13 protein-coding genes are annotated in these 16,200 nt (G+C 33.3%); 9 read left to right on the top strand and 4 right to left on the bottom strand.

The window, feature by feature from the left end:
• Window positions 1–63: 63 nt before the first annotated feature.
• The 3 genes from B4A23_RS05125 to B4A23_RS05115 all read left to right on the top strand — a co-directional run bounded on the left by B4A23_RS05125 (window position 64) and on the right by B4A23_RS05115 (window position 3,279).
• Window positions 64–516: an HYC_CC_PP family protein gene (locus B4A23_RS05125; RefSeq protein ID WP_291117659.1), complete on the top strand. Its 453-nt coding sequence runs from the start codon at window positions 64–66 to the stop codon at window positions 514–516.
• A 126-nt stretch (window positions 517–642) separates the two neighbouring features.
• Window positions 643–2,892 carry a TonB-dependent receptor gene (locus tag B4A23_RS05120; RefSeq protein ID WP_291117656.1) on the top strand — a complete coding sequence of 750 codons (2,250 nt, stop codon included), beginning with the start codon at window positions 643–645 and terminating at the stop codon, window positions 2,890–2,892.
• A gap of 21 nt (window positions 2,893–2,913) precedes the next feature.
• Entirely contained in the window at window positions 2,914–3,279 is a 366-nt protein-coding gene (locus B4A23_RS05115) for a heavy-metal-associated domain-containing protein (RefSeq protein WP_291117653.1), read from the top strand.
• 64 nt (window positions 3,280–3,343) lie between these two features.
• On the opposite strand, the gene dnaJ is transcribed toward B4A23_RS05115, so the two are convergent.
• From dnaJ to B4A23_RS05095, 4 genes are all read right to left on the bottom strand, one after another.
• Entirely contained in the window at window positions 3,344–4,468 is a 1,125-nt protein-coding gene (dnaJ, locus tag B4A23_RS05110) for a molecular chaperone DnaJ (protein WP_291117650.1), read from the bottom strand.
• A gap of 14 nt (window positions 4,469–4,482) precedes the next feature.
• On the bottom strand, window positions 4,483–5,040 hold the full coding sequence (locus B4A23_RS05105) for a nucleotide exchange factor GrpE (protein ID WP_038335626.1): 558 nt from the start codon (window positions 5,038–5,040) through the stop codon (window positions 4,483–4,485).
• Between the two features lie 295 nt (window positions 5,041–5,335).
• Window positions 5,336–7,774, bottom strand: coding sequence for a TonB-dependent receptor (locus B4A23_RS05100; RefSeq protein WP_291117647.1), 2,439 nt, complete (start codon window positions 7,772–7,774; stop codon window positions 5,336–5,338).
• Complete coding sequence (locus tag B4A23_RS05095) at window positions 7,722–9,413, bottom strand: M23 family metallopeptidase (protein ID WP_291117644.1); 1,692 nt, start codon at window positions 9,411–9,413, stop codon at window positions 7,722–7,724. Before B4A23_RS05095 ends, B4A23_RS05100 begins: the two co-directional genes overlap by 53 nt.
• A gap of 238 nt (window positions 9,414–9,651) precedes the next feature.
• Here B4A23_RS05095 and B4A23_RS05090 point away from each other — a divergent pair, with 238 nt between their 5' ends.
• The 6 genes from B4A23_RS05090 to B4A23_RS05065 all read left to right on the top strand — a co-directional run bounded on the left by B4A23_RS05090 (window position 9,652) and on the right by B4A23_RS05065 (window position 16,190).
• Window positions 9,652–10,476, top strand: a complete 825-nt coding sequence (locus B4A23_RS05090) for a hypothetical protein (RefSeq protein WP_291117641.1) — start codon at window positions 9,652–9,654, stop codon at window positions 10,474–10,476.
• A gap of 130 nt (window positions 10,477–10,606) precedes the next feature.
• Window positions 10,607–10,942 (top strand): hypothetical protein, encoded by a 336-nt coding sequence (locus B4A23_RS05085; RefSeq protein ID WP_146810388.1) that lies wholly within the window; start codon window positions 10,607–10,609, stop codon window positions 10,940–10,942.
• A gap of 8 nt (window positions 10,943–10,950) precedes the next feature.
• Window positions 10,951–11,241: a cell division protein ZapA gene (locus B4A23_RS05080; RefSeq protein WP_291117637.1), complete on the top strand. Its 291-nt coding sequence runs from the start codon at window positions 10,951–10,953 to the stop codon at window positions 11,239–11,241.
• 263 nt (window positions 11,242–11,504) lie between these two features.
• On the top strand, window positions 11,505–13,067 hold the full coding sequence (gene rny / locus B4A23_RS05075; protein ID WP_414647060.1) for a ribonuclease Y: 1,563 nt from the start codon (window positions 11,505–11,507) through the stop codon (window positions 13,065–13,067).
• 383 nt (window positions 13,068–13,450) lie between these two features.
• Window positions 13,451–14,410: a ribonucleotide-diphosphate reductase subunit beta gene (locus B4A23_RS05070; RefSeq protein WP_291117635.1), complete on the top strand. Its 960-nt coding sequence runs from the start codon at window positions 13,451–13,453 to the stop codon at window positions 14,408–14,410.
• Between the two features lie 79 nt (window positions 14,411–14,489).
• A complete protein-coding gene (locus B4A23_RS05065) occupies window positions 14,490–16,190 on the top strand; it encodes a ribonucleoside-diphosphate reductase subunit alpha (protein WP_291117632.1) in 1,701 nt (566 codons plus the stop codon).
• Window positions 16,191–16,200: the final 10 nt, after the last annotated feature.

Raw genomic sequence — 16,200 nt, 5'->3', positions numbered from 1 at the left:
CTTGGAAAATGATATAAATTTCAGTTTGTTTTGATTTGAATTTTTTGTTTATTTTTGTCCAACATGAAAATGCAACAGTACATAAAGTATGTTTTGTCGTTGGTTTTGATTTTTTCAAATCTTAGCTACGCATTTTCTATGCACTTTTGTCAAGGAGTGGTTGAGCAAGTGAAGTTGAATCATTTGGATAATAATTCACACGAAATGGAAGTTTCTACTTCGTGCTGTCCTTCAAAAACAGAAAAAAAACATTGCGAATTACCAGAAAGCAATAAATCTAAAAAAGACGATTGTTGTAAGGATATTTCTTATTCGGATAAGTTTGTAGAAAAGCAAACTGTCAAAATACAGAAACTTGTTCCGATTAGTTTTATAGCTTCTGAAATTCTTCAAATTAGAATTCCGATTCAAGATGAAGAGGTGAGCAATCAATCAAATTTCCTTGATTTTTATGTTGCGTCAAATGCGCCGCCAAATTATATACTCAATTCTCAATTAACATTTTACGAAGGATAATATCCGTTATTTTTGATTAAATCAATCAGAAAACAATACGCTACTATCTAAATATTAAAGTATTTGATGAAAATCTAATCAACAAGTACACAATAATAAATAGGCATTGAGCCTTAAATCGTAAAAATGAAAAAAATATTCACTTCAGTATTTATACTAAGTGCTGCGTTATCTTACGCGCAATCTACATTAAAAGGAAAAATTACAGATCAAAATCAACAACCAATCGTTGGAGCAGAAGTGTTTTGGCAATCGTCAGATATTTCTGTTATAACAGATGAGAAAGGAAATTTTGAGATCGAAAATTACCAACCAACCTCAATTTTAGGTGTTTTTTATGACAATGAAACGACAACTTTTAAGGAATTAAAAGACGAATTTCAGAATATCACAATCAATGTAAAAGATCATTTTGGGGATACTTCGTTGAATGAAGTTGTAGTTCGTGATACAAGTAGTTCGCTTAAAAAATCGAAGTTTGCAACCAATATGACGACAATGACAGGCAAGGAATTGTTGAAAGCTGCTTGTTGTAATTTAGCAGAATCTTTTGAAACAAATCCTTCTATTGATGTCAATTTTTCGGATGCTGTAACGGGAAATAAGCAAATTAAAATGTTGGGTTTAACGTCGCCTTATATTTTGATTGCAGAAGAAAATATACCAAATGTTCGTGGAGCTTCGCAAGCTTTTGGGCTTAGTTTTACCCCTGGAACTTGGGTAGAAAGTATTCAGGTGACGAAAGGTGCGGGAACGGTGATTAATGGTTATGAAAGTATTTCTGGGCAGATTAATACAGAATTAATCAAGCCTTCAAATGATATTCCGTTGTTTGTGAATCTTTATGGTTCGACAGATTCGCGTTTTGAAGGAAATGTGCATTTGAACAAAAAATTGAATGATAAATGGAGTACTTCTTTGTTTATGCATGGAAATGCACGTGTTTCGAAGAATGATATGAACGATGATGGGTTTTTAGATAATCCGCTTGGACATCAAGTTAACGTGATGAATCGTTGGCAATATCAAAACTTAGAAAAAGGTTGGGTTGCATTTTTATCTGCACGTTATTTGAATGATACAAAACAAGCAGGACAAGTTGATTTTGATAAAGATCGCGATAAATTAACAACTAATTATTGGGGATCAGAAATCAATACGAATCGTGTGGATGTTTCATCAAAAATTGGGTATGTTTTTCCAGAAATGCCTTATCAAAGTATGGGATTGCAAACGGCGTTTAGTTATCATAAACAAGATTCTTACTTCGGATTGAATCAATATGATATTGAGCAACAAAGTTTTTATTCCAACTATATTTTCAGTTCGATTATTAGCAATACAAAAAATAAATTCTCTACAGGAGCGAGTTTTACGTATGATAAATTCAAGGAATTTGTAGCGCTTCCGACTGATGCGAATTATGATCGAATAGATAATTCTGCAGGAGCATTTTTTGAATATACGTATGATAATATGAAGAATTTTAACATGATTGCTGGGCTTCGTGGAGATTATCATAATCGAATGGGATTTTTCTTAACACCTCGTTTGCATACACGTTATACGCCTGTAAAAGGAACAACAATAAAAGCGTCGGTTGGTCGTGGAAAACGAATCAATAATATATTTGCAGAAAATCAGAATTTATTTGCATCTTCAAGGCAATTTAATATTTTGGGTGATGGGAATGGAAAAATATATGGTTTAGATCCAGAAATTGCTTGGAATTATGGATTTAGTGTGACGCAGGAGTTTAAATTATTTGGAAAAAATGCAGATGTAACAGCAGATTTTTATCGAACAGATTTTCAAAATCAAATTGTAACGGATATCGATTATTCGGCCCGTCAAGTAAGATTTTATAATTTAGAAGGGGACTCGTATGCAAATTCGTTTCAATTCGATTTTAATTATAATCCATTTACGCATTTCAAAATTAGAGCATCATACAAATATTATGATATAGCAACTGATTACGAAAACGGAAAATTAGAGCGTCCATTGCAAGCGAAGCATCGTTTCTTTACCAATCTTGAATATGAAACACATGAAAGAAATGGAAGAAATTGGCGTTTTGATGCGACATACAATTGGATTGGAAAACAGCGTTTACCAAATACATCAGATAATTTACCAGAAAATCAATTGAATGATTATTCGAATCCATTTGGAACAATTAATTTCCAGATTACACGTGTTTTTTCAAAACGTTTTGAAGTATATGTTGGAGGAGAAAATGTAACGAATTATCAGCAACATCGCGTAATTTTAGGAGCAGATAATCCTTTTGGTTCAAATTTCGATAGTTCGATTGTTTATGCGCCAATTTTTGGACAAATGTATTACGCTGGATTAAGATTTAGTTTAAAATAAAATCATAAAAATAATAAAACAATGAAAAAATTATTAGCCTTTGCTTTGGTTGCGACTTTAGGAATTAGCGCACAAGCACAAAATAAAAATGCAAAACACGATTTACATGTAAAAGGAAATTGTGGACAATGTAAAGATCGTATAGAAAAAGCGGCTTATGGTGTAAAAGGCGTAAAATCTGCTGAATGGGATAGTAATACACAAAATTTACATATCATATTGAATGAAAAAAAGACTAAAGTTGATGATGTAGAAAACGCTGTAGTAGCGGTTGGACACGATACTGATAATAAACGTGCAGAAGAAAAAGTGTACGGAAGTTTACCTTCTTGTTGTTCGTATGATCGTGAAGGTTCAGCTGGGGAAGCTAACACACATAGTCACTAAAAAATTTTAAAATAAAAAAAATCCATCTCATTTGAGATGGATTTTTTTGTTATATATTTTTCAATTACTGAAACATATCTTTTACACGTTCAAAGAATGATTTTTCATTTTTCGAAGGTTCTGGTGAGAAATGATCATCGTCTCTCATTTTTTCAAAATACGCTTCTTGGTCTTTCGATAAATGAGTTGGTGTCCAAATGTTAACATGTACAAATAAATCACCTTTTCCGTAACCATTCAAATCTGGTAAACCTTGACCTTTTAAACGTAATACTTTCCCTGATTGAGTTCCTTTGTCAACTTTAATTTTCACTTTTCCATTAACAGTCGGAATTTCTTTCGAAGCACCTAAAACAGCATCTGGAATAGAAACATACAAATCAAAATGTAAGTTGTTTCCATCACGTTTTAATGTGTCGTGTTCTTCTTCTTCAATCAAAACAAGTAAGTCACCAGGAATACCATCAAAAGGCGCATCGTTACCTTTTCCGCGAACTTGCAATTGAATTCCTTCTCTTGCTCCAGCTGGAATTTTAAGGTCGATTGTTTCCTCAACTTTGATTAATCCTTGATTATTTGCTCCCGAAGGAATTTTATCTGCAACTTTTCCTACTCCTTGACAAGTTCCACAAGTTGTAGCAGTTTGCATTTGTCCTAAAAATGTGTTGGTAACGCGAACTTGTTGTCCAGAACCGCCACAAGATGGACATGTTTTAGATGTAACGCCATCTGCTTGTTTGAAACGTTTAACTTTTACTTTCTTTTCGCAACCGTTAACCATTTCTTCTAAGTTCAATTTTACGCGAATACGCAAATCAGAACCTTTCATTCGACGTGGACCACGAGATTGACCTCCAAATCCGCCACCGAATCCTCCGCCTCCAAAGATATCGCCGAAATGAGAGAAAATATCCTCCATATTCATTCCGCCGCCACCGCCGAATCCTCCGCCAGCAGCTCCACTCATTCCTGCATGTCCGAATTGGTCGTAACGTGCACGTTTGTTGTCGTCGCTTAAAACTTCGTAAGCTTCTGCAGCTTCTTTAAATTTATCTTCTGCCTCTTTGTCACCAGGATTTTTGTCAGGGTGATATTTGATGGCAAGTTTACGATAGGCTTTCTTGATATGCTCTGATGTTGCAGATTTTTCGACCTGCAATATTTCGTAATAATCTCTTTTTGATGACATTTTCTTAATCTAAATTATAATCCAACAACAACTTTCGCGTAGCGAACTACTACATCATTTAATAAATATCCTGTTTCTACAACGTCTACAATTTTACCTTTCAAATCCTCTGTTGGAGCAGGAATTTGAGTAATTGCTTCGTGTAAATCTGTGTTGAAATCGTCACCAGGTTTTACTTCCATTTCTTTCAAGCCTTTTGCACGTAACGTTTCTACTAATTTATTATTGATCAATTCAACTCCTTGAAGTAAGTTGTCGTCTCCAGATTTTTCAATTTGATTGATTGCGCGTCCAAAATCATCTAAAACAGGCAATAATGAAGTGATTACCTCTTTATTTGCTGTTTTGAAAATATCCATGCGTTCGCGCGAAGTACGTTTTTTGAAGTTATCAAACTCTGCAAATAAACGTAAATATTGGTCTTTTTCTTTTGCTAATTGTTCCTTAACAATTTCTAATTCTGACTTTCCAGCAGTTTCTTCTTGTGGTTGTTCTACAGTGTTGTCACTCTCTTGAACGTTTTCTTGAAGATTCTCGTTCTCTAATTCTTCGTGTATATTTTGGTCAGACATATTCTTATTAGTTTTTTTGTTTCTGATTGAATCAAATAGTTTGCCAATGCCCATTATGTGTCGTTTTGTCAGATTTTAAATAAAAAAGAAGCACTTCTGTCGCGAGAAGTGCTTCGGTAAATGTATAAAGTTTTTTTGATTTGAGGTTTGATAGATTATATTAATAGTTTAACAACTATCTTTTTTATGTTTCTAAGTGTCATTCTGAACTTGTTTCAGAAACACATCTTGTTAGCTTTACTGAGGATGCGAAGTTGAAATGAATTCAACTTGACATAGGGTTTTAAAAATTATATTAAAACTTAAAATTAATTTTTCCATTCAAGAAACGTCCTGTCAAATAATTTGGCATCGTATAAACTGCATTCGAGTTTACATCACGAATCCACGAATTACTGATTTCATTTTTGATATCAAACACATTGAAAACATCTACACCAATCGAAATCTCTTTGAAATTACTCCAAAATGTTCCTTTTGATGGTTTTAATTCTTTTTGATTGATCAATTCTTTCACAAAACCAATATCCACACGTTTGTAATCTGTCAGCGTTGTTTGATAATTATATGGATCTGCAAATTGTGGTGCTCCGTTTGGTAATCCAGAAGCATAAATCAAATTCACATTCACCTTGAAAGATGGTAAAAACTCCATATAATCTTGGAAAAATGCTGATAATTTGAAACGCGGATCTGTTGGTAATGGAATATTTCCTTTGTCATCAATATTTTGGTAAGCGCGCGCATACGAAGCCGAGAACCAAGAATCAATACCAGGAACAAACTGCCCAAATAAACGCATATCAAGTCCATATGCGTAACCTTTCGAGTTGTTATCTGCCGTATAACGAATTCTCACATTGTCCACATAATACGGATTCAAATCGTTTAAGATTTTGTAATAAACCTCAGTTGTTAATTTGAACGGACGATCCATCCATTTAAATTCGTAATCGTTTCCAAGAATAAAATGTATCGATTGTTGCGATTTTACTTTATCATTCAAAGAACCATCTAAACGACGAATTTCGCGATAGAAAGGAGGTTGATAATAAACACCTGTCGAAAAACGGAACAACATATCGCTTTCCCAATCAGGTTTAATTGCGATTTGAGCACGAGGCGAAACAGTTGTTTCTTCGTTGAAATCCCAATAAGCTGCACGTACACCAGCGTTGAACATCACTTTTGCATCATTCCACATGAATTTGCTCGTGTATTGCGCATAACCAGAAATACGATTGGTTTTTAAATTATTTTTAGAGTTCACATAATAACTTAAATTCAAGCCATTATTAGGATTTGGATTCACAACATATCCTGTCGAATCAATAGCTTGCCATTCACCTAATAAATCACGAATATCTTCTTGTTGAAATTTTGCACCCCACTCAATATCATTGTTTCCGTTGATTTTGTATTTTCCTTTGTGTTGAATTCCGGCAACTAATGCATCAAAATTATTTCGTGCATGATCGATTTGCGAACCAACATCATTCGTAGAAGTAGCAAAGCCTTTTTCGTCTACTTCGGAAATGAAATAAGAACCTTTAATATCAAAATATTCGCGCTCTTTAGAATGATAAGCAAAAACGTCTAAACCTAAATCTACTTTAGAATTTGGTTGATACGTAAACGATAAACTTCCTGTTTCTGTGGCAAATTTATCATCTTCTTTTCCGTCATAAAAAACAGTTAGTAATAACGGCGTATCCATTGTATTGATATAAGTTTCACGTTTTATAGGAAACATTTCGTAGCGCGAACGCGACATTGTACCCAAAAATGCAACATTCCATTTATCATTTAATTTATAATTGATATTGGCTTGTATATCGTAATATTCAGGATTGAAATTGGTGTCACCTTTTAAAGTATTTAATACCAAATTTCTGTTTTGATAACGCGCTCCAACAATTGCCGAAAGTTTTTTGTCTTTAGAACCTCCGCCTAATGTCAAGCTCCCGCCCATTAAACTAGCTTCTAATTGACCTTCAAATTTTGTTGGACGTTTGTAGGTAACATCTAAAACAGAAGACATTTTGTCGCCATATTTGGCTTCCCAACCACCAGCAGAAAAGTTGATAAATTGTGTCATCGCAGGATTTACAAAGCCTAAACCTTCTTGTTCACCAGAACGAATTAATTGAGGTTTGTAAACTTCGATTCCGTTAACGTAAATTAAATTTTCGTCATAATTTCCTCCGCGAACCATATATTGCGAACTCAATTCTGTATTCGAATTTACGAAAGGTAATGTTTTTAATAAATCGGCAACTCCGCCAGTTAAACTTGGTCCTTGTTGCATTTGCGCAGCACTCAAAACGGTACTTTGCAAAGGTTTATTTTTATTGGATTGAAAAGAAATTGTTGCTTCACCTAATTCTATCGCATTGGTTTGATCAGGAACTAATTGAACAAAAATTTCTTTTTTGTTTTTATCTTTTAGCGTAAACGTTTGTGCAAACGAATGATAACCATTGTTGTTAAAAGTTACGGTAACGGAAGAATTTGATGGAATATCAATTTTGAAATTACCATTTTGATCCGTAAAATAAGATTGATCGTTGACAATAATCTCAGCTTCACTAATTGGAATTCTATTTTCGTCGACAACTTTACCATTAATTTGCGCAGTTTGAGCAAATAAAATTCCACCCAAAAGAGATAAACTTATGGTACTAAGAAATCTTTTTGAATGTTGTAGAGTACGTTGCTGTGTTGTTTTTTTCATCTTTCACGTTTAATTCTAATTGATGGTCACCAACCGAAATCTGTTCTTTGTTCAAATTAATTGATAATCGTTTAATTTTTTGATCATATTCGGCTAAAACCCACTTACCATCGATATAAGCTTTATAGTCTTTTATCCCAGATTGTGCATCATCAATTGTAAATTTGATAATAGCATTAGCTTGATTAAATTGACTATCTGATTTGATATTTAACGGAGTAATTGTCGGTTTAGTATTGTCAATTAAAATAGAAAAAACGCCAAAATCTTTTGGATTCGCAACAAGCTTCCCATTTTTGAGCTCTGTTGTTAAATAATCTTTTTTCCAAGCGCCTCTTTTTTGATATTCTCGCACAATAACAGCTTTGTCCAATTGTGCAGTAGGAATATCAGCAGTTGGCTCTATCGCTAACGTGTAAGTTTGATGAACTGGCATATAATAATCGCCAACCCAATGTTTACCATTCGAGAATTTATAAGCTAAATCAAAATCTTCATAGAAGATATTTTTAGGGAAAAATATTTCGATTCCATCAGATTTGAAATGATTTTCTTTGTTCCACAACATAGGATTTGTTTCAGGAAGTCTCGCGGAATCTACAAATGCTTTTCCATTAACAGTAAAAGATTGCGAAGATAAATTGCCAGCATAATCAGAAACATCAATTTTTACTTTATATGATTTTCCGTCTTCAAGCTCTAAAATTCCATTGTTTTTTAAGTTAGAATACATTCTGACAGGATTTCCATTTTTTACAAATCCTTGGTACACCCAGCTATTATTTTTCTGAATATCGCCATAATCGCAAACTGTATTTATAGCTCGAGCTTCATCAAATGAAAAACGACTCGAAGTAAAGGTATAAATTGGTTCGTCATTTACATAAATATTTATTTGATGAATACCATTGTTGTTTTCAACTCCATTCAGTTTGTCATATGCTTTTACACCAAAACCTATTGCGCCAGAAGCAGAAATTGTTCCGCCATTTGCTACAACAATTCTATTTGTTTTTAGATTCACATCACCATAAATTGGATAAGCATACAAACCTAAAATAGATGGTTTTCGTGTGTCAGGCAAATCAAAACCGAAGTAAAAAGGATTAATTGGTTCTTCCGTTTTGGTATCACGAATTTCGAAATGTAAATGTGGACCTCCAGAACCTCCAGAATTCCCTGAAAGCGCAATCAAATCGCCCATTTTTACAGGAAGTTCGTTTGGTTTTGGATGTAATTCGATCTTGAACGTTTCATTCGCATATTGTTGTTTGCGCACATATTCCTGCAATTCTGGCGTAAATTCTCTCAAATGCGCATAAACAGAAGTATATCCATTTGGATGATCGATATAAAGTGCATTTCCGTAACCAGTTGGAGAAATATTAATGCGAGAAATGTAACCATCTCCAATTGCTTTTACTTTCAGACCTTCGCGTTGTTGCGTTTTGATATCAAGTCCAGCATGGAAATGATTGGCACGTAATTCTCCAAAATTTCCAGCCAAATAATTGGTAATTTCTAAAGGATTTTGGAAGATATTTTTTGGATATGTTTCGGATTTTGGTTGTTCTGCTCGTTGTCCAAAAACAACAGAACTTAGTAATAAGTTTAGTAAAATTGGCTTAATCACTTTCATTTTTTCTTTTCAATAATTAACAAATCAGTTAAAAGTAAACTAATTCTTTTACAAACATCTTTAATCTTTTGAATTTCTGAAAATTATTTCAGGATAAATCTTTGTAAAATAAAATTAAATAAATGATTATCAATGTTTTGTATTTGTAAAATAATAAACAAGCAAAAGAAAAGGATTTTGGTGAATGATTGAAAAATGATGCAACTAATTTTAAATCAAACATTAAAAAAACATCATTATGAGAAAAATTATTTTAGCATTTTTTATAGTTGCTTCTATTGTAAGTTGTAAACAATACAAGAGTTCGGAAAGTAATGCAGAATTGGCTGCGGATGCGAAAGAAGAAGTTGCAGTTTCTAATGCCGCAAATCCAGAAGTAGAAGGGAAGACTTTCAAATCGAATGCGTTGATTGAAATGAAAGTAAAAGATGCGATGAAAGATGCGGTTCAAATTGAAGAAAATGCGATTGCACTGAATGGTTTTGTATTGAACAGCGAAATGAATAATCAAATTTTAGATTCGGATAAAATTGAATTATCGGAAGAAAGCGTCAAGAAAATAGATAAAATTCAACGTTCTTATTTGATTGAATTAAAAGTTCCGTCAAATAAATTGCGCGAGCATGTCAAATTTGCAGTAGAGAAAGGAATTATTATCGATCATATTTTAATTAATAATGAAGAAATGACCTTCGAGAAATATGAGAATGAGTTGAAAAATGAAAACAATAAAGCAGTTAAAATTTCGCAACAAATCGAAAATAAAGTCAACAAAGCGTTGATAAATGATGCGACTTCTTATGCGACTATTGCGTATCAATTATCAGAAGAACCACGAGTTGTAACGAATATTTTACCACAAACAGATCTGAAAGCTTATAGAGAAATCAACTTAGGATATGAGTTAAAACAAAGTTGGAAAGATGGAATGTATTATTTCAAATCAATTTTGATTATTTTCTGTCAATTTCTGCCAACTATTCTTTCGGTATTGTTTTTGTTTTTTAGTATCAAGTATGTTGTGAAAGTAGTGAAGAATAGAGAAACGAAACAAAAAATATAAGTAAATCTCTATTTGTCAAATGAATAAGAAAAAACTGATAATATTTAGGTTTTTGTATTGATTAGAAGTAAAAAAATACTATTTTTGCAATAGAAGCTAGAATAATTGAAATTCTCAGGAGATGGAAAAAATGGTAAAATTTAATGAACTTGAAAACAAAGTTTTAAGTGTTTTAGGCCAACTTGGGAATTATAAAGATATATTGAAGGGCGCTGAAAACTCGATACAAGAATTGGAAAAATTGCAAAATGAAATCAATTCTCTAAAAGAAGAAAATGCCCGATTGAAAAATAAATTGAGAGATTCGCAAGCGAATAACTTAAATTTAAATGAGGAGGTAAAACGATTAAAAGTCGTTAATGCAATGAGCGGAAATCAGGAGTACAAACAAATGATGAAGCAAAGAATGAACAAATTAATAAAAGAAGTCGATACGTGCATCGCTCAAATTAAAACTAATAATTAATAAAAAGAATGTCAACTCAACGAATTGAGATAAAAATTGCTTCACGTCATTATCCAATGACGATTAATTCTGACGAGGAAGAAATGTTACTTTCTTGTGCAGAAGAAATAAATGGTATTTTGAAACAATTTGAACAAAAGTACGCTGTTTCTGACAAACAAGACGCGCTTGCAATGGTGACAATTCAGTTAGCTTTACGCGAAGCAAAGCTGAAAAAGCAAGTGAAAGATAACGAAGAAATGACTACAGAGCGCATTTCGAAGTTATTAGAATTGATTGATCAGTCAATCGAAAAATAAGAGAAGTTCTGACAGTTGTGAAACTGTCCACTAAACAATATTCCTACATTAGTTCTAGCTATTTTGGTTAACTCAACACTAGTTTTGTTACCGAGTGAACACCGTTCGGAAAGCGGGCCGCAACCTTTTAGGTTCATTTATTTGACAGCGGATACTTGACTGACGGACTAACTCAAATCCTGTTTACAGGAGTTAACTCAAAACATACTTTACTAATGTAGGTTTTTTTATATATAAACATTACATAATCTATGGACCCAATTATGACAATAATTATTGCAATTGTTACATTAATCATAGGTGCAGCGGTGGGATATTTCTTATCAAAAAAATCAGTTGATAAACAGAATCAAGAACTGATTGACGAAGCAACTCGCAAAGCACAAAATTTGATTAATGATGCTGAGAAAGATGGTGAAGCCATTAAAAAAGAGAAAATTTTTCAAGCCAAAGAGAAATTTTTAGAATTAAAATCTAAACACGAAGAAGTTGTTAATCAACGTGAAAGAAAAGTAGCTGATGCTGAGCTTAAAGTAAAAGAACGTGAAGAGAGAATCAAAACGGACTTAGCAGAAATTCAGAAACAAAAAGATCAGATTAAATCTGAGAAAGGAAATATACAAGCACGTACAGAAAAGCTTAATATTAAGCAAAAAGAAGTGGATACGATGCACAAAAAACAAGTAGAAATCCTTGAAAAAATTTCGAATTATTCTGCTGATGAAGCACGTGCTGAATTGATTGAAGTCTTAAAAGACGAAGCGAGAACAAAAGCACAAGCTCATATCCAAGAAATTATGGAAGAGGCGGAATTAGATGCGAAAAATGAAGCACGTAAAATTGTGATTTCTTCTATTCAACGTATTGGTACAGAGCAAGCGATTGAGAATGCGGTTTCTGTATTTAATATTGAGTCTGACGAAATTAAAGGACGTATTATTGGTCGTGAAGGACGTAATATTCGTGCAATCGAAGCTGCAACTGGAGTTGAGGTGATTGTTGATGATACGCCAGAAGCGATTATCCTTTCTTGTTTCGATCCTGTTCGTCGTGAAATCGCTCGTTTGTCTTTGCATCGCTTAGTAACGGACGGACGTATTCACCCAGCACGTATTGAGGAAGTTGTTGCGAAAACAACAAAACAAATAGAGGACGAAATCATCGAAGTTGGTAAGAAAACAATTTTAGATTTAGGAATCCACGGTTTACACAAAGATTTGGTTCGTATCGTTGGACGTATGAAATATCGTTCTTCTTATGGTCAAAACTTGTTGCAACACTCTCGTGAAGTGGCAAATTTAGCAGGAACGTTGGCTGCGGAATTAGGATTGAATCCTAAGTTAGCGAAACGTGCAGGTTTATTACACGATATTGGTAAAGTTCCGGAGCAAGAATCTGAATTGCCTCACGCAATTTTGGGTATGCAATGGGCAGAAAAATATGGAGAACATCCAGATGTAATTAATGCAATTGGAGCTCACCACGACGAAATTGAGATGACTTCTTTAATTTCACCACTTGTACAAGTTGCCGATGCGATTTCTGGTGCTCGTCCAGGTGCTCGTCGTCAAGTTGTGGAATCGTATATGCAACGTTTAAAAGATTTAGAAGCTACGGCTCTTAACTTTGATGGTGTAGAAAAAGCATACGCGATCCAAGCTGGTCGTGAGTTGCGTGTGATTGTAGAAAGTGATAAAGTTGATGATACAAAAGCAGCTGAATTATCGTTCTTAATTTCAGATAAAATTCAAAACGAAATGACTTATCCAGGTCAAGTTCGTGTAACTGTAATTCGTGAAACGCGTGCAGTAAATATTGCAAGATAAAATTTAGAATTTAATCATATTCTTTAGGCAAGTCTACAACAAGGCTTGCCTATTTTTTTGTGTTAAATTATAGAAAATTAATCCAAGTTATAGTTGTTATTTTGATAAAAATTATTAAATTATAACGAATAAAAATATGAAAATAATCGATTAATAATCAAATAATTAACAACTTGTTGATAACCTTTTTAATTTTTAAGATTACAAAATTTTTAATTGTAAAATCTTATCTTAATTTTGAAAGAATCGATGAGTAATTGAAACGAAAATGTAACCCTATTGAGGTTCAAATTTCTAAATAAAATAAAAGAACCAACTTTAATTTATTTGGAAGAAAAAATCGTTTTTACCAAAGTTTATTAATCTAAAAAGTCCAAAAAACTATGTCTATTTTTGATAAAAGGATAAATTATAAACCATTTGAATATCCTGAAATTTTAACCTTTACAGAAGCAATCCAAAAAGCATATTGGGTACATGGAGAAGTAGATTTTACTTCGGATATCCAAGATTATCATGCAAATTTAGATGATGCGAAACGCGAAATTCACAAACGTTCTATTTTATCAATTGCTCAAGTTGAGGTAACGGTAAAAGGATTTTGGGGAGATTTGTATCACTATTTTCCAAAACCAGAATTGAATGGATTAGGAGCTACTTTTGCAGAATGTGAATTTAGACACAGTGAAGCATATTCACGTATTTTGGAGGTAAATGGTTATTTGGATGAGTTTAATGTAGCCTTACAAAATCCAATTTTCAAAAGCTATAATACGTTTGTTGGCGAAATTATGCGCGACGAGAGCAAATCAATTGTAGAGAAATTATTGTTCTTTGCATTGGTTATTGAAGATAGTTCGTTGTTCTCGAAATTTGCAAATATTTTGGCATTTACACGTTTTGACGGTTTAATGAAAAATACTGCAAACATCATTGCTTGGACATCTACAGATGAGCAAATTCACGCAAATGCTGGGATTTATTTGATTAATAAAATTCGTGAAGAAGGTTTATTACCAGAAGAGTTAGATCAAAACTGGGTAGAAACTGCGGTTCGTGGTTATATTGACCAAGAAGAAATGATGTTGGATTGGATTTTCGAGAAAGGTGAATTTGGTTATTACTCAAAAGCAGATTTATTAAACTATATGAAATACCGTATTGATGAAGCGATTGCTAAAATTGGATACAAAAAAATATTTCATATTTCACAAGAACAATATAAGCCGATGGCTTGGTTTGAGGAAGAAGTTTTTGCAAGTAGCTTAGACGATTTCTTCGCAAAAAGACCAGTAGATTATACTAAACACGACAAAAGTATTTCAGCAGACGATTTATTTTAAACCGCCAAAACTTTTTATAAAAAACACAACTATAAATAAAATTATTTAACAATATCACATCATTATAAATTCTAAAGCTATGGAGAATCCAATACCACACGACGACATTCAAAACATATTTTTTGACGGTGAAGCACCAAAATTATGGTGGAAAAACTCTGAATCTGAACAAATTTTGAATAGAGGTTATTTATTGAAAGGAGAAACAGTTGAAGGAGCTATAGATCGTATTACAGCTGCGGCTGCAAAGCGTTTATACAAACCAGAATTGCAAGAATCTTTCAAAGAAATGATAGAAAGAGGTTGGATGAGTTTATCATCTCCAATTTGGGCAAACATGGGAACAGAGCGTGGTTTACCAATTTCTTGTTTCAATGTTCATATTCCAGATAGTATCGAGGGAATTACGCATAAATTAGGAGAAGTTATCATGCAAACTAAAATCGGTGGTGGTACTTCTGGTTATTTTGGTGAATTGCGCGAGCGTGGAGCAGCAATTACAGATAACGGAAAGAGTAGTGGTGCTGTTTCGTTTATGGAATTGTTCAATTCGGCGATGAATGTGGTTTCTCAAGGTTCTACACGTCGTGGAGCTTTCGCAGCTTATTTGGATATTGACCATGATGATATCGAAGAATTTTTGAAAATTAAATCGATCGGAAGTTCAATTCAGAATTTATTTTATGGTGTTTGTGTGCCAGATTATTGGATGCAAGAAATGATTGATGGTGATGCGGATAAACGTCAAATTTGGGCGAAAGTTTTAGAATCTCGTCAAGAAAAAGGATTACCATATTTATTCTTTACAGATAACGTTAATAAAAATAAACCACAGGTTTACAAAGATTTAGGAATGTCGATCAACGCTTCTAATCTTTGTTCAGAAATTATGTTGCCTTCATCTGCGGACGAATCATTTATTTGTTGTTTATCTTCTATGAATTTGGAGTTGTACGACGAATGGAAAGATACAGAAGCAGTACGTTTAGCAATCTTCTTTTTAGATGCAGTTTTACAAGAATTCATCGAAAAAACAGAAGGAAATCATTATTTAGCATCAGCAAATCGTTTTGCAAAACGTCACCGTGCATTAGGTTTAGGTGTATTAGGATGGCACTCTTATTTACAACGCAACATGATTCCTTTCGAAGGAATGGAAGCGAAATTACGCACAACAGAAATTTTCAAACATATTCAATCTAAAGCGGATAAAGCTTCGGAAGAATTAGCGCGTATTTATGGAGAACCAGAAGTTTTAAAAGGTTATGGACGTCGTAATACAACAACTTGTGCAATTGCACCAACTACGTCTTCTTCTGCAATTTTAGGACAAACTTCTCCAGGAATTGAGCCGTTTGCTTCTAATTATTACAAAGCAGGTTTATCGAAAGGAAACTTTATGCGTAAGAACAAATATTTGACAAGATTATTACGTGAAAAAGGAATCGATAACGAGGATATTTGGCGCGAAATCATGTTGAATGGAGGTTCTGTGCAACATTTAGAACAATTGACGAAAGAGGAAAAAGATGTGTTCAAAACATTCAAAGAAATTTCTCAATTAGAAATTGTTCAACAAGCAGCAATTCGTCAAAAATATGTAGATCAATCACAATCATTAAACTTAAATATTCCGCCAGATTTACCTGTGAAGGAAGTTAACCGTTTGATGATCGAAGCTTGGCAATTAGGTGTTAAAACATTGTACTATCAGCGTTCACAATCAGTTTCTAAGGAATTAGTTGCAAACTTAGTTTCTTGTTCTTCTTGTGAAGCTTAATAGGAAATGA

The sequence above is a fragment of the Empedobacter sp. UBA7248 genome (genome assembly GCF_002472945.1).
Classification (GTDB): domain Bacteria; phylum Bacteroidota; class Bacteroidia; order Flavobacteriales; family Weeksellaceae; genus Empedobacter; species Empedobacter falsenii_C.
Note: the sequence above shows the minus strand (reverse complement) of the source record. Positions and strands in the feature narration are given on the sequence as shown.